Annotated in this window: 19 protein-coding genes and 1 riboswitch; of the genes, 8 read left to right on the forward strand and 11 right to left on the reverse strand. The window is 60.7% G+C overall.

Annotated elements, in window-relative coordinates; genetic code table 11:
* Window positions 1–5: 5 nt before the first annotated feature.
* Genes glyA through pmbA form a run of 3 tightly spaced genes read right to left on the reverse strand, consistent with a single transcriptional unit; the run spans window position 6 to window position 3272 of the window.
* Entirely contained in the window at window positions 6–1256 is a 1251-nt protein-coding gene (glyA, locus tag JYJ39_RS03685) for a serine hydroxymethyltransferase (RefSeq protein ID WP_205202146.1), read from the reverse strand.
* Between the two features lie 40 nt (window positions 1257–1296).
* On the reverse strand, window positions 1297–1932 hold the full coding sequence (locus JYJ39_RS03690) for a histidine phosphatase family protein (RefSeq protein ID WP_205202147.1): 636 nt from the start codon (window positions 1930–1932) through the stop codon (window positions 1297–1299).
* Window positions 1929–3272, reverse strand: a complete 1344-nt coding sequence (gene pmbA, locus JYJ39_RS03695; RefSeq protein ID WP_205202148.1) for a metalloprotease PmbA — start codon at window positions 3270–3272, stop codon at window positions 1929–1931. Before pmbA ends, JYJ39_RS03690 begins: the two co-directional genes overlap by 4 nt.
* Before the next feature lie 74 nt (window positions 3273–3346).
* On the opposite strand from pmbA, the gene yjgA reads away from it, so the two are divergent.
* Window positions 3347–3910, forward strand: coding sequence for a ribosome biogenesis factor YjgA (yjgA, locus tag JYJ39_RS03700; protein WP_205202149.1), 564 nt, complete (start codon window positions 3347–3349; stop codon window positions 3908–3910).
* Between the two features lie 27 nt (window positions 3911–3937).
* On the opposite strand, the gene JYJ39_RS03705 is transcribed toward yjgA, so the two are convergent.
* Window positions 3938–5461, reverse strand: coding sequence for a hypothetical protein (locus tag JYJ39_RS03705; protein ID WP_240189527.1), 1524 nt, complete (start codon window positions 5459–5461; stop codon window positions 3938–3940).
* A 123-nt stretch (window positions 5462–5584) separates the two neighbouring features.
* Here JYJ39_RS03705 and JYJ39_RS03710 point away from each other — a divergent pair, with 123 nt between their 5' ends.
* Genes JYJ39_RS03710 through waaA form a run of 4 tightly spaced genes read left to right on the forward strand, consistent with a single transcriptional unit; the run spans window position 5585 to window position 9745 of the window.
* Window positions 5585–6379, forward strand: coding sequence for a thymidylate synthase (locus JYJ39_RS03710; RefSeq protein WP_205202151.1), 795 nt, complete (start codon window positions 5585–5587; stop codon window positions 6377–6379).
* A 13-nt stretch (window positions 6380–6392) separates the two neighbouring features.
* Window positions 6393–7982, forward strand: coding sequence for a glucose-6-phosphate isomerase (gene pgi / locus JYJ39_RS03715; RefSeq protein ID WP_205202153.1), 1590 nt, complete (start codon window positions 6393–6395; stop codon window positions 7980–7982).
* Between the two features lie 2 nt (window positions 7983–7984).
* Window positions 7985–8461, forward strand: a complete 477-nt coding sequence (locus tag JYJ39_RS03720; protein ID WP_205202154.1) for a dihydrofolate reductase — start codon at window positions 7985–7987, stop codon at window positions 8459–8461.
* A gap of 9 nt (window positions 8462–8470) precedes the next feature.
* On the forward strand, window positions 8471–9745 hold the full coding sequence (gene waaA, locus JYJ39_RS03725; RefSeq protein ID WP_205202155.1) for a lipid IV(A) 3-deoxy-D-manno-octulosonic acid transferase: 1275 nt from the start codon (window positions 8471–8473) through the stop codon (window positions 9743–9745).
* Here the strand turns inward: waaA and JYJ39_RS03730 are convergent.
* The 3 genes from JYJ39_RS03730 to JYJ39_RS03740 all read right to left on the reverse strand — a co-directional run bounded on the left by JYJ39_RS03730 (window position 9711) and on the right by JYJ39_RS03740 (window position 13256).
* Window positions 9711–11039, reverse strand: coding sequence for a TolC family outer membrane protein (locus JYJ39_RS03730; RefSeq protein WP_205202156.1), 1329 nt, complete (start codon window positions 11037–11039; stop codon window positions 9711–9713). The genes waaA and JYJ39_RS03730 overlap by 35 nt on opposite strands.
* Before the next feature lie 18 nt (window positions 11040–11057).
* The gene (locus tag JYJ39_RS03735; protein WP_205202157.1) at window positions 11058–11711 is read right to left on the reverse strand and encodes a protein-L-isoaspartate O-methyltransferase family protein; all 654 of its coding nucleotides are present in this window, start codon (window positions 11709–11711) and stop codon (window positions 11058–11060) included.
* Window positions 11712–11807: 96 nt separating this feature from the next.
* The gene (locus tag JYJ39_RS03740) at window positions 11808–13256 is read right to left on the reverse strand and encodes a carbonic anhydrase (protein ID WP_205202158.1); all 1449 of its coding nucleotides are present in this window, start codon (window positions 13254–13256) and stop codon (window positions 11808–11810) included.
* Between the two features lie 120 nt (window positions 13257–13376).
* A riboswitch (TPP riboswitch) is annotated at window positions 13377–13469 on the forward strand.
* A gap of 53 nt (window positions 13470–13522) precedes the next feature.
* On the opposite strand from JYJ39_RS03740, the gene thiC reads away from it, so the two are divergent.
* Window positions 13523–15439 (forward strand): phosphomethylpyrimidine synthase ThiC, encoded by a 1917-nt coding sequence (gene thiC / locus JYJ39_RS03745; RefSeq protein WP_205202160.1) that lies wholly within the window; start codon window positions 13523–13525, stop codon window positions 15437–15439.
* A 90-nt stretch (window positions 15440–15529) separates the two neighbouring features.
* Here thiC and JYJ39_RS03750 read toward each other — a convergent pair whose 3' ends face one another.
* The gene (locus JYJ39_RS03750; protein WP_205202162.1) at window positions 15530–16093 is read right to left on the reverse strand and encodes an OmpA family protein; all 564 of its coding nucleotides are present in this window, start codon (window positions 16091–16093) and stop codon (window positions 15530–15532) included.
* A gap of 184 nt (window positions 16094–16277) precedes the next feature.
* Here JYJ39_RS03750 and JYJ39_RS03755 point away from each other — a divergent pair, with 184 nt between their 5' ends.
* Together JYJ39_RS03755 and hemA are read left to right on the forward strand one after the other, a co-directional pair.
* A complete protein-coding gene (locus tag JYJ39_RS03755) occupies window positions 16278–17402 on the forward strand; it encodes an ISAs1 family transposase (RefSeq protein WP_205202164.1) in 1125 nt (374 codons plus the stop codon).
* Between the two features lie 96 nt (window positions 17403–17498).
* Complete coding sequence (gene hemA, locus JYJ39_RS03760; RefSeq protein WP_205202165.1) at window positions 17499–18785, forward strand: glutamyl-tRNA reductase; 1287 nt, start codon at window positions 17499–17501, stop codon at window positions 18783–18785.
* On the opposite strand, the gene JYJ39_RS03765 is transcribed toward hemA, so the two are convergent.
* From JYJ39_RS03765 to JYJ39_RS03775, 3 genes are all read right to left on the reverse strand, one after another.
* Window positions 18757–20412 (reverse strand): diguanylate cyclase, encoded by a 1656-nt coding sequence (locus JYJ39_RS03765; RefSeq protein WP_205202166.1) that lies wholly within the window; start codon window positions 20410–20412, stop codon window positions 18757–18759. The genes hemA and JYJ39_RS03765 overlap by 29 nt on opposite strands.
* A gap of 84 nt (window positions 20413–20496) precedes the next feature.
* On the reverse strand, window positions 20497–21588 hold the full coding sequence (apbC, locus tag JYJ39_RS03770) for an iron-sulfur cluster carrier protein ApbC (protein WP_205202168.1): 1092 nt from the start codon (window positions 21586–21588) through the stop codon (window positions 20497–20499).
* 70 nt (window positions 21589–21658) lie between these two features.
* Window positions 21659–22342 carry a response regulator transcription factor gene (locus JYJ39_RS03775; protein WP_205202170.1) on the reverse strand — a complete coding sequence of 228 codons (684 nt, stop codon included), beginning with the start codon at window positions 22340–22342 and terminating at the stop codon, window positions 21659–21661.
* Window positions 22343–22550 lie beyond the last annotated feature (208 nt).

Genomic DNA, 22550 nt, shown 5'->3' on the forward strand with positions numbered 1-22550 from the left:
CAGTATCAGGCGCCGTACACCGGGAAGCGCTGGCACAGCGCCGCAACCTGTTCACGCACACGGGCGGCCACCGCTTCATCATTCGGCGCATCCAGCACATCGGCGATCAGATGGGCGATTTGCACCGCTTCTGTTTCTCCGAAACCGCGCGTCGTCATGGCGGGCGAACCGATGCGGATACCGGACGTCACGAAAGGCTTCTGCGGATCGTTCGGGATGCCGTTCTTGTTAACCGTAATATGGGCGCGCCCCAAAGCAGCTTCCGCTTCCTTGCCGGTCAGATTCTTCGGCCGCAGGTCAACCAGGAACAGATGGCTCTCGGTGCGGCCGGAGACGATACGCAGACCGCGATCCTCACCCAGCACCCGGGCCATGGCGGCCGCATTCTTGATGACCTGTTCTTGGTAGCGCTTGAATTCGGGCGCGGCGGCTTCCTTGAAGGCCACGGCCTTGGCTGCGATGACATGCATCAACGGCCCACCCTGCAGGCCAGGGAAAATGGCCGAGTTGATGGCTTTTTCGTGCTCGGCCTTCATCAGCACCACACCACCACGCGGTCCGCGCAGGGTTTTATGGGTGGTGGTGGTCACGACATCGGCGTGCGGTACCGGATTCGGATACAGGCCGGCAGCAATGAGACCGGCGTAATGCGCCATATCCACCCAGAGGATGGCGCCGACTTCGCGGGCAATTTTGGCAAAACGCTCGAAATCAATGCGCAGGGCGTATGCCGAGGCACCGGCAATGATGATCTTCGGCTTGTGCTCGCGCGCCATCGCCTCCATTTTTTCGTAGTCGATGGCTTCATTGGCGTCCAGACCATAGGCCACGACGTTGAACCATTTGCCCGACATGTTGAGCGGCATGCCGTGGGTCAGGTGGCCGCCTTCAGCCAGGCTCATGCCCATGATGGTGTCGCCCGGCTTGGCAAAGGCCATCAGGACAGCCTGGTTGGCCTGCGAACCGGAATTCGGCTGCACGTTGGCGGCATCTGCACCAAACAAGGCCTTGATACGATCGATAGCGATCTGTTCGGCCACATCCACATGCTCGCAGCCACCGTAGTAACGCTTGCCGGGATAACCCTCGGCGTACTTATTGGTCAGCTGCGAACCCTGCGCTTCCATCACCGCCGGACTGACATAGTTTTCCGACGCAATAAGTTCGATGTGCTCTTCCTGCCGGCGATTTTCGGCCTGCACGGCCTGCCAGAGTTCAGGATCAACGGTTGCCAGGGTGTTTTTCGCGGAGAACATGGAGTGCCTCAAGCCAGTGAAGGGAAAGGCGCAGATTCTATCATGCAGGCAACTCGTCCAGCGCACCTGGCGCCAGGTGCGCCGTCTCACCCCAGGAATCGATCTGCCAGACGCCCCCGCTGACACTCAGCCAGTTCAACCCGGCGTTGGGTATGAGGAAGTCTCGCGGCTGGTCAAGCCCGGTTGCGCGCACGAAACGATTGATCACATCAAGCACCCCGCCATGCAGGACCAGTGCCACCGCTTCGCCGGCATGGCGCTGCGCCAGACGCTGCAGCGTCTGCGTCACCCGGACATGGAGTGTCTGCAAGCTTTCACCATTCTCAAACGCATAATCGACATTGCGCCCGACAAAGGCCGCATAAGCCTCGGGGTGACGTTCTTCCGCCTCAGCATAGGTCAAGCCGGAAAAAATACCGTAATCGCGCTCGCGCAAGCTGGGCTCAGGCTGCGGCTGCAAATGCAACGCCGCGCCAATCAGCTCGGCCGTTTCCCAAGCCCGGCGCAGATCACTCGCATACAGCGCCGTCAGACCGCAGCCCTGCAGACTTCGCCCGGCCGCCCGTGCCTGCTGCCGCCCCAGGGCATTCAGGGCGATATCAATCTGCCCCTGAATACGCCGCCCGGCGTTCCATTCCGTTTCCCCGTGACGGATCAGGCACAGGCGCGTCTTCATGCACCGGCCACCGTCATGCGGTTGATGAGAATGGAACCGGTCTGCTTGCTGCCACGAATTTCCACATCATTCCCGACGGCGACAATCCCCGCGAACATGTCGCGCAGGTTGCCAGCAATGGTGATCTCTTCGACCGGATAGGCAATTTCGCCGTTCTCCACCCAGAAACCGGCCGCGCCGCGCGAATAATCGCCGGTCACGTAATTGATGCCATGCCCGAGCACCTCGGTCAGCAACAATCCCCGCCCCATGCGTTGGAGCAGCCCCGCCCGGTCAAGCTCACCGGGCGCGATGATGAGGTTGTGACTACCGCCGGCATTAGCCGTTGTCTGCAAGCCCAGTTTACGTGCCGTGTACGCCGAGAGGAAATAGCGCTGCAACACCCCATCGACAATGACCTCACTGTCGCGCGTCGCCACGCCGTCACTATCAAAAGCCGCACTTGCCAATCCCCCTGGAAGAAGCGGCCGCTCACTCACGCGTACAAACTCCGGCATGATGCGGCACCCCAGCTGATCCAGCAGAAACGACGATTTGCGGTACAAGGCCCCGCCACTGGCCGCATGCACCAGGCTGGCGAGCAACCCCGCGGCAAGCGGCGCTTCGAACAAGACCGGATAGTCCCCGGTCTTGATCCGCCGGCTGTTCAGCCGCGCCACCGCCCGCGTCGCTGCAATACGGCCGATTTCTTCCGGCTCCTGCAGGCAACGGGCATCGCGGTGTGTGCTGTACCAGTCGTCGCGTTGCATCTCGTCGCGCTCACCAGCAATCAACGAAGCAGAAATGTAGTGGCGCGACGTTGGGTAGCCGCCCATGAAGCCGTGACTATTGGCCGAAACGAAATGCGCCTGCTGGGTGGACACGCTGGCGCCTTCCGAATTACCGACCCGCTTGTCGGCGGCAAACGCTGCCTGTTCACAGCGCTTGGCCAAAGCAATTGCCTCCTCCACATCCAGCGCCCACGGATGGTACAGATCGAGATCCGGACATTCCCGGGCCATCAACGCCGCATCGGCCAGACCGGCGCAGTCATCTTCTGCCGTGAAGCGGGCAATGGCGAGTGCCGCATCCACGGTGTCACGCAACGCCTGCGGCGAGAAATCCGAGGTACTGGCGTAGCCCTTGCGTTGACCGGCATACACCGTCACCCCAACCCCCTTGTCACGGTTGTACTCTATGGTGTCGACCGCATCGCAACGCACCGTCACCGCCTGCCCAAACCCCTCCGATACATCAACCTCGCAGGCGCTGGCACCCTGCTTGCGGGCATAGGCGAGCACGTCCGTGCTCAATTGTTGCAGGTCGGTAAAAGCGTAGGAAAAGCCGGTGTGATTAGCCATGAACGGTGAGCGAAAGAAGCGCCAGAGGGAAAAACGCTATCATAGCAGCCTCACCACGGCCCACCGGACCCGCCATGCCAGACCACGATTACAACGAAGATTACAGCGACAGCCTGGATCGCCCCTCAAAAACCCAGCAAAAAGCCGCCATGCACGCCCTGCGTGACCTGGGTTCCGAACTGGTTGAACTCTCTCCCGGCCAGCTCAAGCGGATGGACCTGCCGGAGGCGTTGTACGCAGCCGTCCGTGACGCCCAGAAAATCACCGCTCACGGTGCGCGCCGCCGCCAGTTGCAATACATCGGCAAACTCATGCGCCACGTCGACGAAGCCCCCATCCATGCCGGGCTAGCCCTTGTGCGTGGCGAATCGAGCGCCGAAACGGCACGCCTGCACCGCATCGAGCGACTGCGCACACAACTTCTGAGCGACGAGAACACCTTGAGCGAGATCACCCGCCAATGGCCGGCGACCGATCTGCAGCATCTGCGTCAATTACGCCGCAACGCCCTGAAAGAGCAGGAAAACAACAAGCCGCCCAAGAACTATCGGGCCATCTTTCAATATCTGAAGGAACTGGACGGCGCCCCCCCTGCTGCCACCGCCAATCAGCCGGAAGATTCCGGCAACAGCGAATAGGCCTGCACGAGTCAAGCCGGGCAAGCTTCAGGCAGCCGGCAGCAAACGATAACGTGCGATCTCATAATCGCTGTTGTGCTCAAGCAAAAGCAGGGATTCAAAAATCACCGCCTGCCCCTGCAGCATGTATTCAAACCGCTCACGGCTGTCGAAGGTATGCGGCGGCATCACCAGCCGCACTTCGCCCGGCAGATTTCCCTCCAGCAGGATCAGGATGGGCACGGCACCAGCACCCGTCGTTTCACCCTGACGCAGTGGCGTGAGTTCTGCCGCCTCGACCTGCCGCGACAAGGTCTGAATCCCAATCCGCGATTCACTATTGACACCCCGGTAGAAACGCCGCACACAGCCCAGCAGCCAGTTCTCGCCGCCAGCAGGCTGCAGCGCCAGCAGCGCCCCGACACGAAGCCAGTCCTTGGGAGGCTCATTGAGAACCACCCCGAAACCGCCACGGCTGACGTTATCGACCTGCCAGGCATCCGGCTGCAGTCCCAGCGACTGGCCGCCAAACTCCTTGGAAAAAACGACAAACGAGTTAACCAGACCATGCAGCACCTGCATCTGATGCCTGACCCGGTGCCGGTCATGCCGGCGCTGCGGTGGCACTGGCGCCAGATAGGCGCACAGATGACGCAGCACCGGCAACAAGGTTTTGACCGGATACTGTCCGCCCAGATTGATTTCCGGCGGCACATCCCCGCCCCGTTCGAGGTCGCGCAATACCGCCAGAATCTTGCCATGCCCAGCCCCGGGGCGATAAAAGCGCTGCGTCGGGGTCAGCTGTTCGGGCATTTTGGCCAAACGCTGCGGTGGTTGCCCCACCCGTAAGTCAAGCCAGTAGACACAATCGTGTTCGGCTGTATCGAGAAAATCAAAGGAAGCCAGAAAATGGCTGACGAAGCATTCCGCCAGCTCGATTTCCATCGGTAGCAGGCTATCCATGGAGGCCGCCTGAAAAATCACCGCCTTGCGGTATTCCGTCAGCGCCGAGGTATTGCCCAGCAACACGCCGGTCGCCACCGGCTGCGCACTCACACCGACCGCCTCTGTCGCCAGCAACGCCTGCCCCAGGCGACGCCAGACCTCCTTGGGCGGCGGCCCGTAGCGGAACTGCTCCCACTTGACGAGGGTGCGCAAGGCGCCGATCAGATAAGTGCACAACGCCGGTAACATCTGGCGCGCCTGTTCAGCCGTCGGCTTGCGGGAGATGAAGGTGATCAGCGCCCGCTCAAGCACATCCGCAAACGACGACCAGAAACCACTATGAATGGACCACAGCCGGCTTTCCTCTGCCCGCGACAGACGCGGTGTATGCAGATACTCATGGGCCAGGCGGCGCAGATGCGGCGCCGCCGCATCTGCCAGCTGGCATGCAGCGTCAAAGCTGCGGTCTGGCGGCAGATCACCACCGGCCAGCAAGGAGTCAAGCCAGATGCCGATTTCGTCAAGCGCCTTGAAGGCATTATCGGCGGGCAGCTCGCCAATGATGCGCTGCAGCTCCCGCTTATCCGCCAAGGGATGCCCGCTCTGCTTGTCAAACAACCCACCCATGCTTTTCCGCGACTCCTCTTGAATTATTTGCCGGCCCGGCATGCAGATCACGCCGCCAGCATGAGGCTGATGATTTTACATGGCTTCGATTAGAATGCTCCCGTTTCTAAACTTTAATCCGTCATGCAGCCCTATCTTGATCTAATGCGCCACGTCCTGGAGCGCGGCCACGACAAGGCCGACCGCACCGGCACCGGCACGCGCTCCATCTTCGGTTGGCAAATGCGCTTCGACCTGCAGGCTGGATTCCCGGCGCTGACCACCAAGAAGCTGCACCTGCGTTCCATCATCCACGAACTGCTATGGTTCCTCCAGGGGGACACCAACATTGGCTACCTGCAGGCTAACGGCGTGCGCATCTGGGACGAATGGGCCGACGCCAGCGGCGACCTCGGCCCGGTCTATGGCAAACAATGGCGCAGCTGGCAAACGACCGACGGCCGCTGCGTGGACCAGATCAGCCAACTGCTGCACAGTCTGAAAAACAACCCAGATTCCCGCCGGCACATCGTTTCCGCCTGGAACCCCGGTGACGTCGAGCGCATGGCCTTGCCGCCCTGCCACTGCCTGTTCCAGTTTTACGTCGCCGACAACAAGCTCTCCTGCCAGCTCTATCAGCGTAGTGCCGACATCTTCCTCGGCGTACCCTTCAACATCGCCTCCTACGCCTTGCTGACCCTGATGCTGGCGCAAGTCTGCGGCTACCAGCCGGGCGAATTCGTGCACACCCTGGGCGATGCTCACCTGTACAGCAATCATTTCGAACAAGCCCGGCTGCAACTGACGCGTCAACCACGCCCCCTGCCCCGCATGTGGATCAACCCGGAGGTACGCGACCTGTTCGCCTTCCGCTTTGATGATTTCCGCCTCGAAAACTACGACCCGGCGCCACACATTGCCGCACCGGTCGCTGTGTAATGACCACTGCAGGATGAGCGAACGCACCCATCTCCCCGCCTGGCAGGCGCTCGAGGCCCATGCCGCGACCATGACCCCGTCTCACCTGCGAGAACTGTTTGCCGGCGACCCGCAGCGTTTTGCCACCCTCTCCCTGCGCCACGGCGACTGGTTGCTTGATTTCTCCAAACAGCGGCTGACGACGGAAACACTCTCCCTCTTGCGCAATCTCGCCGCCGCCTGCAACTGGCGCGAGTGGCTGGAACGCATGCGCGCCGGTGAGGCCATCAACCACACCGAGCAACGCGCCGTCAGCCACACCACCTTGCGTGCTGGCGCAGAGGCCCCCGCCGACGTCCAGGCCAGCCTCGCACGCATGGCAGATTTTTGCGAGCGTATCCACAGCGGCAGCTGGCGTGGCCACACCGGCGAACGCATCACCGACGTGGTTAATCTCGGCATTGGCGGCTCCGATCTGGGACCGCGCATGGCGACACAAGCACTGGCGGCCTACCAGCAAGCCGACCTGCGGGTGCACTTCGTCGCCAATCTGGACGCCGCCGACCTGGCCGGCACCTTGAGCCGACTGAATCCACGTACCACCCTGTTCATCGTCGCCAGCAAGACCTTCACCACCCTGGAAACGCTACGCAACGCCCGCAGCGCCCGCGACTGGCTGCTCTCCACCCTGGGCGACGCCAGCGCGGTAAGCAAACACTTCATCGCCACCTCAAGTAATCTAGCGGCGGCGGCACAGTTCGGCATCCCGGAAGGCAACGTCTTTTCCTTTGCCGACTCCGTCGGCGGTCGCTTCTCGGTGTGGTCCCCGGTCGGCCTGTCGCTGGCGCTGGCGGTGGGTTTCAAGCATTTCAGCCAGTTCCTGGCCGGCGCCCGGGCGATGGATGAACATTTTTTTTCAGCCCCCGATTCTGGCAACCTGCCCTTGACCCTCGCCCTACTGGCCGTCTGGAACACGAATTTTCTCGGCACCACCAGCCGTGGTGTATTTCCCTACAGCCATTCTCTTGCTCAATTGCCGGCCTATCTGCAACAACTGGAGATGGAAAGCAACGGCAAGTCCGTCGACCGTCACGGCCAGACACTCGATTACGCGAGCAATCCGATCGTCTGGGGCAGCGCCGGCAGCAACTGCCAGCATTCATTTTTTCAGCTACTGCATCAGGGCCGCATGCGCCTGAGTTGCGATTTCATTGCGCTGGCCCGCGCCGATTTTCCTCTCCCCGGTCACCATGACAGCCTGCTGGCCAATTGCCTGGCGCAAAGCGCCGCCCTGGCCTTCGGCCAGACCGCCGACGAAGCCCGGGCCGCAGGCATCGCCGAAACGCTGATTCCCTACCGCACCTTTCCCGGCAATGAGGCATCGACCACGCTCATCCTGCCAGAGCTGACGCCCTTCACTCTCGGGCAATTACTGGCCCTGTACGAGCACAAGACCTTCTGTCTCGGCGTCCTGTGGCACCTCAACTCTTTTGATCAATGGGGCGTCGAACTGGGCAAGCAGCTTGCCGGCCAGCTGACCCCCGCCCTGCGCGGTGCGTCAGCCGGGCCCCTGGACACTTCCACCCAGGGCCTGATTGCTCACCTGCGTTTCCTACAGAAATAAGCATGCCCGAACTCATCCTCATTGCGGCCGTCGCAGCCAACCGTGCCATCGGCAAGGACAACCGACTGCTCTGGCAGATCCCGGCAGACATGGCACATTTCAAATCACTGACGAACGGCCATACCGTACTGATGGGACGTAAGACCTGGGAATCGCTGCCAGCGCGTTTTCGCCCCCTGCCCGGACGGCGCAATCTGGTCATCAGCCGGCAGGCAGACTACAGCGCCCCCGGCGCCGAACTCGCCCCCTCGATTGAAAACGCGCTGACACTGGCAACGGACGCTGAAAAAATCTTCGTCATCGGCGGCGAGGAAATCTACCGCCAGACTCTGGCGCTGGCGCAGCGCCTTGAAATCACCGAGGTCCACCAGACGCCGGACGCCGATGCCTGGTTTCCAGAAATTACCGCCACCGACTGGCAGGAAACGCAGCGTAACCCGCAAGAAGGCTACGCCTTCGTCACCTACCTCCGGCGCTGAAGCCTGCGCATGCTGCGTCGCCTTTACAGCCTCATTCTTTACCTGGCAACTCCCTTGGTCCTGCTGCGCCTGTTCTGGCGGGCACGCAAGCAACCTGCCTATCGTGCCCATCTGAACGAACGTTTCGCCTTCTATCCAGCACAGCCGGCCCCCCCTTCATCCTTGATCTGGCTGCATGCGGTATCGGTCGGTGAAACCCGAGCTGCCGAACCGCTGATCCGCGCCCTGCTCGAACGCTGGCCGCACCACCACCTCCTCATCACCGGCATGACACCAACCGGCCGGGAAACCGCGCGCCAACTCTACCGAGAACGCGTGCTGCACGCCTACCTGCCTTACGATTTACCCGACGCGGTGGCGCGCTTTTTCGACCACTTCCAGCCCCACTTCGGCATTCTGATGGAAACCGAGATCTGGCCGAACCTGCTGGCCGCAGCGCAACACCGGAACATCCCGGTCACCCTCGTCAATGCCCGCCTGTCAGCACGCTCCGCTCGCGGCTATCGCCGGTTTTCCGGTCTGACCACCCCCGCCTTTGCCTGCCTCACCGGAGTTGCCGCACAGACTGCGGCCGATGCCGAACGACTGCGCCAGACAGGAGCCGCTCAGGTCAGCGTGTGTGGCAATCTGAAATTCGACGTCCGCCCCCCGCCCGATCTGCTCACACTGGGGCAACATTGGCGTCAGCAGCGAAACAACCGTCCTGCCTGGCTTGCCGCCAGCACTCGGGAAGGCGAAGAAGCCCTGTTGCTGGACGCATGGCAGAAACACCCTACCCCCGCCCTGCTCATCCTGGTGCCGCGCCACCCCCAGCGCTTTGCCGAAGTCGGCGCCCTGCTTACCGCCCGGGGCATTCGCTGGCAGGCCCGCAGCAAGGGTTTGCCAGATAGCAGTACGCAAGTCTGGCTGGGTGACAGCATGGGGGAAATGGTCGCGTACTACGCCTGCGCCGAGTTTGCCTTCATCGGCGGCAGCCTGCTGCCGCTGGGCGGACAGAATCTGATCGAAGCGGCGGCCTGTAACTGCCCGGTGCTGATCGGCCCGCACACCTTCAATTTCCTGCAGGCCACAAAGGATGCCATCGCCGCTGGCGCCGCACGACGCATTACCAACGCCGAGGACTTGCTTGTCACGGCCAACGCCCTACTCAACGATCAAGCGGCCATGCAAGCGATGCGCCAAGCCAGCCGTGATTTTTCCACCGCCCATCAAGGGGCCACTGAACGCACCTTACAACTTCTGCTTGCGCTCAACGCGCCTGCGCCGGATCAAGCAAAGCATTGATCCGCAGCACATCCTCTTCGCCCAGGCCACCTACCGCTGCCCGCAACCGTAGTTGGGCGAGGAAGGTATCGAATGTCGCCTTCGCCAGATCGCGGCGGGTGACATACACCTGATTCTCGGCATTCAACACATCAATGTTGATTCGCACGCCGACCTCATAGCCCAGCTTGTTTGACTCCAGTGCCGATTGCGACGACCTGAGCGCCGCCCGCAAGGCATTGATCTGCGCCAGTCCGCTAGTCACGCCGAGGTAATGCTGCCGCGTCGCCAGTGCAGCATTACGTCGCGCAGCCTCCAGGGAAGATTGGGCGGCCAGCCGGTTGGCCACTGCTTCTCGTTGCCGCGACACGACCAGCCCCCCCTGATAGAGAGGGATATTGACCTGCACCCCGACATTGGCGATATCCGAATCGACAATGCTGCCACTGGCCGCAAAACTCTTGCTCTTACCCCGGTTGGCAACCAGATCCAGCGTCGGATAGTGGCCGACACGCTGCTTGTCCACCTCGCGGCTGGCAATTTCAGCCTGCAAGCGCTGCACCTGCACCGTCAGCGCATCCTGTTCAGCGGCGCTTAACCAGTCCTGCAACCGGTTGGGCTGGGGAGCGTCCAGCACCAATTCGCTACGCGGTGGCGCGAGAGGCCCTACTGCCTTCCCCACCAACGCCTGCAGCGAAGCCTGGCGCACCTCCAGTTCGCTCTCGGCGGCTATTTCCTGTGCCAGCACCAGATCGTAGCGTGCCTGTGCTTCATGCGTATCGGTGATGGTGCTGGTGCCGACTTCGAAACTTTTTTTCGCCAGCTCCAGCTGCTGACTGATGGCATCCTTGTTGGCGCGCACTGCTGCCAGATTCTCGCTGGCGTACAGCGCATCAAAATACGCTTGCGCCACGCGCAGAATCAGGTCCTGACGCGCCAGCGCAAAATTAGCCTCGGCTTGCCCCACCAGCAATTTCGCCTGATCGTAAGCAATCCAGTTCTGCCAGCGGAACAGGGGCTGCGTCAGACTCAACTGATAGGCATGAGTGTTGTACTGCCGATCCGTTTTCAACGCCGGTTGATTCCGCGGCTCAGTCTGATTGTCGTTCCACTGGGTATTACCCGACACGCTCAGGCTGGGCAACAACCCGGCCAATCCTTGCGGAGCCTTTTCTTGGCCGGCGGCGAGCGTGGCGCGGGCGGCAGCATACACCGGGTCATTTTCTGCAGCGGCCCGATACACCTCCAGCAAGTCTGCGGCCTGCACACAGGTGCAGAAAAAAGGGACCAGAAAGCTGCAGAGGACTCTTTTCACGCCGCCGCCCCGGCGAACTTAAAAGGAGAAACCTGCCGATGGCGAGGCGCCATCAAGGCTGGGCATCACCGTTTCAAAGACATTGATCGTATTGAACACACCTTCTGCTGTGCAGGTGATGAGTTGCGCCTCCATCACCGGTGCTTCGCCCACGATGACGGCCAGACGACCACCGACGCGCAGCTGCTTGAGCAGCGCCGCCGGCACTTCCGGCAAGGCACCGGACACCAGGATCGCGTCGAACGGGGCGCGCTGCGACCAGCCGGACAGCCCATTGGCAACTTCCACCGTGACGTTATCGACACCACTGCGCTGCAGATTCTCGCGTGCAATCGTGGCCAGAGACGGGCGATTTTCCAGAGTCGTCACGTGCTCGGCACTCGCGGCCAGCAACGCTGCCATGTAGCCACTACCGGCTCCAATTTCGAGCACGCGGTCGGTTTTCTTGATCCCCAGTTCCTGCAGCAAACGTGCTTCAACACGCGGCGGCAACATCACCTGGCCTTCGCCCAAGGGAATTTCCAGGTCCGCAAACGCCAGATCGCGGTAGGCCGCCGGAACGAAATCCTCCCGCTTCACCTTGGCCAGCAGGGTCAGAACCTTGGGGTCGAGCACATCCCAGGGACGGATCTGCTGCTCGATCATGTTGAAGCGCGCTTGTTCGATATTCATGAAAATCTCCGCATACACAGCGTTAAAACTCACTGAGGGTCGTGCTTGAAAACCGGCGGATTATAACCGACGCCGGGCGTGACCCCGTGGTCGGCTTTAACGACTTTCCTTGATCAAGCGCTCATTAGCGGCTTGCACCGGGCGGGCATTGTTGCGATACAAGCGGCTGAAGATGCGGATCTGTTCATCCGACACCTGCACCGGCTGTTTCATCACAATCCAGGTTACGCCCTCTGTACACGGCGGCGTCGTCAACGAGCCCATGAAAGTGTAATACTGGGCCGACTCTGGCAGCAGCCGCCCTGGGTTGATGACAACCTTGGGCGGCTGCACCGGGGTGTTTTTCTCCAACGGCAGATAATTCCACAGCGTCTGGATTTCCGGATGTTCGGCGCCGCGCTCGAGGAGCAATGCGACCACGGCGACAGCGCCCTCCAGCGAGCGATGCACGAGGTGGATCGACATCTCGTGGCGCTGGCCATTGATCAGCATTTCCGCTGGCCGGTGGAAGTGAATGTCATCCAGTTCGTAGGTCTTGCCGGTCAGCGAAAAACGGCTGTCACCCACGTTGACCGAAATCGTGTGCCCATTGTCAACAATGCGAAAAGTCGACGGCCGGTAGTCAAAACGGATCGGCTCGAGATCCACCTTGATGCCATCGCGAATGTCGATCGGCGACTGCCGTTTGCCGCTGGCACACACGACGTTACGCGCATCCAGCTGGGCCCAGTTTGCGGGCGCACCTGCTCCTTCATAACCCCAGGCCACCCGCCCCGACAGCGCACTGACTGATGCCGGCAGCACCTCCAGCATGTACCCTGCCGAATTCGCCGGGCGCGTGGCCGCTTTACCGCCCCTCGTCTGCCCACTGCTGCGCTGCGCATATTGTGTTGCACCTGCCGGCGCCTTGACCACCGGCAGGGAACCAGCAGACGCAGGTTGCGACGGCGGAGAAATGGGAAGCGGCGCCGAAGAGGCGCCCACCTGCGCTTTCAGATTCGGGCGTATCGATGCCTCCGGCGTATCGGCAACTTTCTTCGTCACAGCCTGCTGGTCCGCCGCCACTGCATTTTTGATCATCGCCGCATTGGCCGCCTGCAAATCGCCCGCCGCCTCGTTCGCGGCCTTGGCCAATGCCAGCGGATCGCCCTTGGGTGGGCGACAGACTTCACGCAAGACACGATCGTCGAGCGTGCCGCCACGCACGGGCAACTCGACCCCGGGCACCATTTCCTCGCGCAGTGTTTCCTTGTCACTCTGGCGATACACCCGACGGATGGTTTTTGCGTTGCGCGTGGCACAGTCGTAACGCGTCGTCGCCTCGATGATGCGATACGGCGTGCCGGTCTGGGCGTCGAGCAATTCGCGCTCCAGCGTCACGCGACTGAGAATCTCCACCACGTTTCCAGTACGTTTCAGCGTTGTGCGATCGAGCTCTATCCGCCGTCCGGCATCGGTGGAAATGTTCTGCCAGCTTGGCGCCGCAGCGCTGAGCGAACTTGCCAGAGTCCCGGCCAGGGCGAATACCAGAAACAGCGGGCGCATGGGGATTCCTTTATCGATCGACACAAAATACGCAGCGGAGAGTCTACTTCGGCCAGAAAACAGAATTCTTGAGTTGCCTTTGATCACATTGCATTTTGCCAGTCTTTCCAGTACCTTGCCGTCACACGTTAGGGGTGCCGGAACGTCCGGCTGAGAGAGTCCCTTCGAACCTGTCCGGGTCATGCCGGCGTAGGGAAACGGCCCCCTCCTGGAACCTGTTGCCTCCGCTGGCGTCTGAACCCGCTGATTTTCCGCACGGAGCCGACATGAACGCCAAAGACACCTTCCTCGCCGCCAACGCCCACGTCGACGAGGCTGCCATCCAGCCGCTGCCCAATTCCCGCAAAATCTATGTCGAAGGCTCGCGGCCGGACATCCGGGTGCCGATGCGCGAAATCTCGCAAGCCGACACGCCGACCGGCTTCGGCGGCGAGAAGAATCCACCGATCTACGTTTATGACTGTTCCGGTCCCTACTCCGACCCGGCGATGAAGATCGACATCCGCTCCGGTCTGCCGGCCATGCGTGCGCAGTGGATCGCCGAGCGCGGCGACACCGAGGAACTGCCCGACCTGTCTTCCGAATTCGGCCGCCAGCGTGCTGCCGACAAGGCGCTGGACGAACTGCGCTTCCCCGGCCTGCACCGCAAGCCGCGCCGCGCCAAGGCCGGCGCCAACGTCAGCCAGATGCATTACGCCCGTAAAGGCATCATCACGCCGGAAATGGAATACGTGGCGATCCGCGAAAACCTCAATCGCGCCGCCTACATCGAATCCTTACGGTCGACCGGCCCGCAAGGCGAAAAAATGGCCAAGCTGCTGACCCGCCAGCATCCGGGTCAGAGCTTCGGCGCTTCGATTCCGGCCGAAATCACGCCGGAATTCGTGCGCAGCGAGGTCGCCCGCGGCCGCGCCATCATCCCGAACAACATCAACCACCCGGAAAGCGAGCCGATGATCATCGGCCGCAACTTCCTCACCAAGATCAACGCCAACATCGGCAACTCGGCGCTTGGCTCGTCGATCCAGGAAGAAGTCGAGAAGATGACCTGGTCGATCCGCTGGGGCGGCGACACGGTGATGGACCTGTCCACCGGCAAGAATATCCACGAAACGCGCGAGTGGATCATCCGCAACTCGCCGGTGCCGATCGGTACCGTGCCGATCTACCAGGCGCTGGAAAAGGTCAACGGCAAGGCCGAAGACCTGACCTGGGAAATCTTCCGCGACACGCTGATCGAACAGGCCGAACAGGGCGTCGACTACTTCACCATTCACGCCGGCGTGTTGCTGCGCTACATCCCGATGACCGCCAACCGCATGACCGGCATCGTCAGCCGCGGCGGCTCGATCATGGCCAAGTGGTGCCTGGCACACCACAAGGAAAGCTTCCTCTACACCCACTTCGAGGAAATCTGCGAAATCATGAAGGCCTACGACGTCGCCTTCAGCCTCGGCGACGGCCTGCGTCCCGGCTCGATCTACGACGCCAACGACGAAGCGCAGCTGGGCGAACTGAAGACCCTCGGCGAACTGACCGAGATCGCCTGGAAGCACGACGTGCAGACCATCATCGAAGGCCCGGGTCACGTGCCCATGCACCTGATCAAGGAGAACATGGACCTGCAACTCGAATACTGCAAGGAGGCCCCGTTCTACACCCTAGGCCCTTTGACCACCGATATCGCCCCCGGCTACGACCACATCACCAGCGGCATCGGCGCTGCAATGATCGGCTGGTACGGCACGGCCATGCTCTGCTACGTGACGCCGAAGGAACACCTGGGTCTACCGGACAAGAACGACGTCAAGGAAGGCATCATCACCTACAAGCTCGCCGCCCACGCCGCCGACCTAGCCAAGGGCCACCCCGGCGCGCAAATCCGCGACAACGCCTTGAGCAAGGCGCGCTACGAGTTCCGCTGGGACGACCAGTTTAACCTCGGCCTCGACCCGGACAAGGCGAAGTCCTTCCACGACGAGACCCTGCCCAAGGAATCAGCCAAGGTCGCCCACTTTTGCTCGATGTGTGGTCCGCACTTCTGTTCGATGAAGATCACGCAGGATGTGCGCGACTTCGCGGCGGCACAGGGCTTGCAGGAAGAGGAAGCACTCACCAAGGGAATGGAAGCCAAGGCGGTGGAATTCGTAAAAACCGGCGCCGAGATTTACCGCAAACTGTAAAACGCAGAACCCTATAGAGAAATGGCCCCAAACGGGGCCATTTCTCATTCTTCTTGTTCTGTTGCCGGCCAGACTAACCAAGCGCGAACTTCAGTCCTCTTTCTCGTAAACAATATCGGCCCGGCGATTCTCTGCCCAAGCCTCTTCATTACGCCCGGTCAGCTTCGGTTTGCTCTTCCCCCAGCTCTTGACGCTGATCTGTGCCGCCTGCACGCCATGCCCCAACAGGGTGGCGCGCACATTCTGTGCCCGCTTCAGACCCAGGCGCTGGTTATAAGCCGGACTACCTCGTTCGTCGGCATGGCCTTCAACACGTACCCGCCGCTGCGGGTTACGCGCCAGAAATTGCCCATGCGCAGCCAGGACGCTCGCGTAATCCGCTTTGATATCCGCCTTGTTCAGATCGAAGTAAACACTACGCTGGGTTCGCAATCCCTGCTCGTCCATACGCATCGCCGACGCCTCCGACACCGTACCTGATGCGGGAGAAACGACAGCCAAGGCCTGCAATTCAGGCGGCACGGGCTGCCCCAGCAAACCCGGATGCACGCGCAAGGCGCCATCCTGGGCAATCTGGCGGATACGGGAAGGATCCTCCTTCGATGCACAGGCACTGAGCAGGGCCGCAATGGCAATAACGAAAAGGGCGCGCATGATGTCACCGGGTGAACGAAAGGCGCGATTATAGCCGCCCCGCTTCAGTTCGTGCGTACAGGGCCATCGCATACGCAGATGTCGTAAACGCTGAGCAAAAGTCGTTAACGGTCAAGCGGTTATGATGGGGGCTTGTGAACCCTGCGCGATTCAGGTCTACTCTCGATTTTTGTTGGGGGTAGAAATGACGCTGACCGAAGCCTTCTCGGATTTGCCGGACCCGCGCACGGGGCCGGCGCAACGGCACGACCTGACGGAAATGATCCTGATGGCACTATGTGCCGTGTTGTGCGGTGCAGACAGTTGGGTAGATGTGGCAGAGTGGGCCGAGGACAATGAAGCGTGGATCAAGCGCTATCTGGTGCTTGAACATGGCACCCCGTCGCACGACACCTTCAGCCGGGTTTTTCGCCTGCTGGACGCCAAGGTGTTCGAGGCATGTTTCCGCGAGTGGATCGGTAGTCTGGTCGGCGCCGTGACTGGCGTGGTGGCGATTGACGGCAAAACGGCCAGTGGCTCCAAGGATGGTCACAACACGGCACTGCACACGATCAGCGCCTACGCCACGGCCAGTGGCCTGTGCCTGGCGCAGGAGCATACCCGCGGCAAGGGCAACGAAATTCCCGCCATCAAGGCACTGCTCGATACGCTGGCGCTCAAGGGGTGCATTGTCACGATTGACGCCATCGGCTGTCAGACCGAGATCGCCCAGAAAATTCTCGACCGAGGCGGAGACTATCTCCTGGCCGTCAAAGACAACCAGGAAACACTGGCCAATGCCTGGCGGGAATTCTTCGCCGAGGGGGAGGCCGCTGGCTTTGGCAGCCTGCCAGTCAGCCGATACCAGTCCATCGAAAAGGATCATGGCCGTATTGAAACCCGCCAGGCGTTGTGGGTCACCGATCTGTCGTGGCTGGACAAGCCACCGCGGCAGCATTGGCCCAGGCTCGCCGGTATCGGCATGATCGAACGGCAGCGGGAAATCAACGGCAAGACATCTTACGAGCGGGCCTTCTACATCGGCAGCAAGGGCATTGCCAGCGCCGAATCCTTCGCCAAAGCAGCACGCAGTCACTGGGGCATCGAGAACAGCCTGCATTGGGTGCTTGATGTCATCTTCCGTAAGGATGACTGCCGGGTGCGCAAAGACCACGCACCCCACAACTTCGCCGCCTTGCGCAAGTTCGCCCTGGCCTTGTTGCGTCAGGACACCCAGTATCCCAAGCGTAGCCTCCGCTCCCGGCGAAAAACCGCAGAGCGACTCCCCGATTACCGCGCGGCACTACTCGGCCTCGTACCACGTGGGTAAATGCGATTGCCCTGTTCGTGCGTACGTCCTGTCCATTGGCGCATCCTGGGCGATGCTATAATCGCGCACCGCATTTGCTCCCGATACTGACCTTCCGTGCTCTTCACCCTCGGCATCAACCATCACTCAGCCCCGCTTGCCATTCGTGAGCGGGTCGCTTTCGGTGCCGACAAACTACAGCATGCCCTGGCATCTCTTGCTGCCACGGAAGGTGTCAGCGAAGCCGCCATCCTGTCCACCTGTAACCGCACCGAAATCTACTGCGCAGCCGAAGTCCCTGCCGCACTGATCGACTGGCTGGGACGCTACCATCAGATCAGCCAGGAAGAGCTCGCCCCCTATCTTTACGTACATGAGCAACCCGCCGCCATACGCCACGCTTTCCGGGTCGCGTGCGGGCTGGACTCGATGGTCATCGGTGAGCCGCAGATTCTTGGCCAGGTCAAGGATGCCGTGCGCGCTGCGGAAGAAGTCGGCACACTCGGCACCCGCCTGCACAAACTGTTTCAGCGCGCTTTCTCGGTTGCCAAGGAAGTCCGCAGCACCACCGCCATCGGTGCCAACATCGTCTCCATGGCGGCCGCCGGCGTACATCTGGCGGAGCGCATTTTCGACTCTGTTACCGACCAGCGCATACTCTTCATCGGCGCGGGCGAGATGATCGAATTATGCGCTGCACATTTCTGCGCCGAGCAACCGCGTCAGGTCACCGTCGCCAACCGCACAGTCGAACGCGGACTGGAGCTGTCGAACCGCTTCGGCGGCAATGCCATTCGACTCGATCAACTGCCGGAATACCTGCCGGAACACGACATCGTCGTTTCCTGCACGGCCAGCCCCTTGCCCATCATCGGACTGGGCATGGTTGAGCGCGCCATCAAGGCCCGCCGACACCGCCCGATCTTCATCGTGGACCTCGCCGTGCCGCGCGATGTGGAACAGGAGGTTGGCGAGCTGGACGATGTCTTTCTCTACACCGTCGATGATCTGGCCCAGATCGTCGAGAGCGGCGTCGAATCCCGCCAGGCGGCAGTGGTTGAGGCCGAAGGCATCATCGGTCACCGGGTGCATGAGTTTCTTGGCTGGCTGCAGGCCCGTGACACCGTGCCGGTCATCCGCGCCCTGCGCGATGCCGCCGAGCGCAGTCGCCAAATGGAAGTGGAACGGGCACTCAAACTGCTGGCACGCGGTGAAGCAGCGGAAGATGTCATCCGGCAATTGTCGTTGCGCCTGAGCAACAAGCTGCTGCATGCACCGAGCAGCACCCTGAATTCAGCCGATGGCAGCGAGCGGGCTTTCCTGCAGGCAGGTGCCGAGCGGCTATTTCATTTGCACGACGCGCCGGTTCAGCACATTAAGCGACGGCGTCAGCAGGGGCGCTGAGCAACTCCCGGGCCACCTGACCACTCACCATCACCCGGTTGCGCCCGCTGCGCTTGGCTTCCAGCAGCGCATCATCGGCCGCCGCAATCAGACTGGCGCCGGTATCGTGCGCCCCCCAGACCGCGACACCGCAACTGAAAGTAGCCGTCAGCACTCCTGCCGCGTGCGCGTGCGGCAACCGGGAAAAATCGTCCCGAACCTGGTCAAGCACCCGAAACGCCTGCTCTGCCGTCACACCGGGCAGGGCGACAATGAATTCCTCGCCACCATAGCGACCGATCAGATCGCTGCTGCGCAAGCGACCGCGCAGCAGCCAGCCCAAACTGCGAATGACCTGATCCCCCACCGGATGACCATACGTGTCATTGATCGATTTGAAGCGGTCAATATCCAGCATCGCCACCGCCAGCAACTCAGTACCTGGCGCATCAAGGGCCATGCGCTCAACCTGGGTTTTCGAAGCCAGATGGTTGAGCAAGCCCGTCAGACTGTCGTGCTGGCTGGTATACAGCATTTCCCGGTAGCGTTCGATCTTGGTTTTGACCACCGACGCCAGGATGATCGGGTTTGCTGGTTTGGTCAGGAACTGGTCCCCACCCAGGCGCAGCGCTTCCACCTGTTGCGCAATGTCTGTTTCACTCGACAAATAAATCACCGGCAACGCCCGGTATTCCGGCACCTGGCGCAAGGCACTGGTTGCCTCGACGCCGGTGCAGAACGGCATGTACATATCCATCAGAATGACATCCGGGCGGTATTGCGCAGCCGCTTCCAGCAACTGCCGCGGGTCATTGATGGCATGACTGTCAATGGTGTGCTGCTCGAGGGCCCGTCGCACGTGCGCAGTTGCCGTTGCGGAATCTTCGACGATCAGGACGCGATACGCGTCTTGCTCGTTGCGTCCGATCAGGTCCAGCACATGAGAAATCAGGTCACAACTGCTGCGCCCTGCCGCCAGACAGGTATCCGCTCCCGCCCGCTGCAGCAGAATGATGCTCTGCAGATTAAGCGGAACGCCAAGACAGTAGATATACGTCCCCGGAAAAACACTGCGCAGCTTGACGATGGCCTTGATCGCATCTGGCGGGTAAGCCCTACCTTCGACATCGGGGATAAAGACTGCCGCCAGCGGCGCTTCATCCTCTGGCGAAAAAAGGGTGTTCCATGCCGCCTGCTCCGTCTGGAAACCAAAAAACTCCAGTCGCTCAGCGAGCGCGCGCGCAGGCTCTGAACCCGCCTGGGAAATCATCAGAAGACGCCTTTGGCCTCGAACCTTGGGTGGTGTGCCCTGGCGCGCATCGCAGCGCCGCCCCCCCTGGCTGGGCGGCGCATCCTGCTGACGCAAACCATCCAGAATCACCGCCAGCTTCCGCTCAATCGACAACGCCTGATCCAATGGCACCGGATGCATGCCTGGCTCGGCAAACAGCGTCAGGGCCGTATTTTCAAGCTCTTGGCAATGCCGAACCAGTCCCGGCAGATGACGTTTGTGCAACTGCTCAGCCAAACCGTTCAGCAAAACAACAAACTCAACAAAAACATCAAATTCACCGCGCGCACGATACGCCGCCCACCCATTTTCCAGGGCTTCAGCAAGCTTATGTATCGGACGTGGCGCGTTGGTCATGGCAGATGCGAGGTGATTACTCCGGGATTATCGGCGTCCCGCCTTCGCATGGCAACGCATATTTGCCACTTGACACCATTTTTATCAGGCATTCTGCACAACGATATTCGGAAATTTTGATGACATATCCTTGGCTTTTTCTGCAACTTTCACCGCAATCCGTCGCGCAATGGTGCGGTAAATCGTCGCCGCTTGTGAGTCTGGCGCACCGACCACAGTCGGTTGGCCTCCATCTGCCAGTTGCCGGATGCTCATCTCCAGGGGCAGCGCACCAAGAAATTCGACAGCGTAGTCAGCACACATTTTTTCACCCCCGCCCTCACCGAATACATGTTCGGCATGGCCGCAACTGGAACAGATGTGGATGCTCATGTTCTCCACCAACCCCAGAATGGGCACATTCACCTTCTCGAACATTTTCAGCCCCTTGCGCGCATCGATCAAGGCAATGTCCTGTGGCGTGGTAACGATCACTACGCCCGTGAGAGGCACTTTCTGCGCCAGCGACAGCTGCGTGTCTCCGGTCCCTGGCGGCATATCAACAATAAGGTAATCAAGATCGTGCCAGCGCGTCTGATTCAGCATCTGATCAAGCGCCTGCACCACCATGGGGCCACGCCAGATCATCGGGGTCTCGACATCGACCAGGAAGCCGATGGACATCGCCTGCACCCCATACGCCACCAGCGGCTCCATGCTTTCACCATCGCTCGACTCCGGCTGCTTGCCAGCCAGACCAAGCATCTGCGGCTGCGAAGGACCGTAGATGTCGGCATCCAGAATACCCACGGTCGCCCCTTCCTGTGCCAGCGCAAGAGCCAGATTCACCGCCGTCGTGCTCTTGCCGACTCCACCCTTGCCGGAGGCGACGGCAATGACGTTTTTCACGCCCGGAAGTAGCTTGACCCCGAGTTGCACGGCATGCGCCAGGATTTTGCTGTAAACGTTGACTGACACATTTCCGACTCCGGGCAAGGCTTTGACGGCAGCAATCACCTGCCTGCGAATCAGATCAATCTGGCTGTTGGCGGGATAACCCAACTCGATGTCAAAAGCGACATCAGAACCCTCGATGCGGATATTTTTCACCGCCTTGCCCGCAACGTAACTCTTCCCGGTATTAGGGTCGACAGCCTCACTCAAAGCGTACGTGATGTCTTGTGCAACGAGGCTCATGTCTACTCCTGGAAAAAAAAGCGACGGGGAAATACCCGACCAATTCCGTAGAGTATAGCGCAAAGCCAAATCAGCGGTTTACTGCATCCAACCGATAACCCTGACCATAGACCGACATCAGCATCAAACCGCTTTCGCCCGCCAGCCCGAGCTTTTTGCGCAAGCGGCTGGCATGGGTATCCACTGTGCGAGTATCCACATCAGCTTCGCGTACCCACACCGAAGAGAGTAACTCGTCGCGCCCGAGCACCCGGCCAATGTTGTTGAGTAGAACCACCGCCAGGTCGAATTCACGCTGGGTCAGTTCGACTTCCTGCCCATTGAGGCGGATACGGCGCCCCTCCACATCCAGTTCGATCCTGCCAAAGCGCAGCAGTGAGGGCGTTTTGCCCTGTACCCGGCGCAGCAGGACATTTACCCGTGCCAGAAACTCCATGTAGCGCACCGGCTTGGGAATATAGTCATCCGCACCCTGACGCAAGATGTCAGAGGCAAAATCTTCTTCGGTCCGGGCGGTACACACCACAACCGGCACATCCCAGCCACATTGTTCACGGATCTTCCCGACCAGAATGTCGCCGCTGATGTCAGGCAAAGCCCAATCAATCACATAAAAATCGAATCCCCCACCGTGCAAGGCAGCGAGAAAGCTTTCACCATTGGCAAAAACCTCGACCTGATAGCCCTCACTCTTCAGCAAAGCCTTCAAAACCTCGGCCTGACTTCGGCTATCCTCGACTACGGCAAAAATCATAAAACCTCCCAGAGAACAGCAATTTTTACCTAGAACACAGTATTCTGCCAAGCGATAAATAACTGATTTTACAATCCTTAACTTTACACCACAGTGTTACGGCGACGTCATTACCAACGTGTGAACACATGCCCCCTACCGCCAGGATGCGACTCTTTCAAAAATCACATCTTCCGTAAGCGCGGTAGAATCGGAAGATTGATCTCCA

Source organism: Azonexus hydrophilus (genome assembly GCF_905120355.1).
Classification (GTDB): Bacteria; Pseudomonadota; Gammaproteobacteria; order Burkholderiales; family Rhodocyclaceae; genus Azonexus.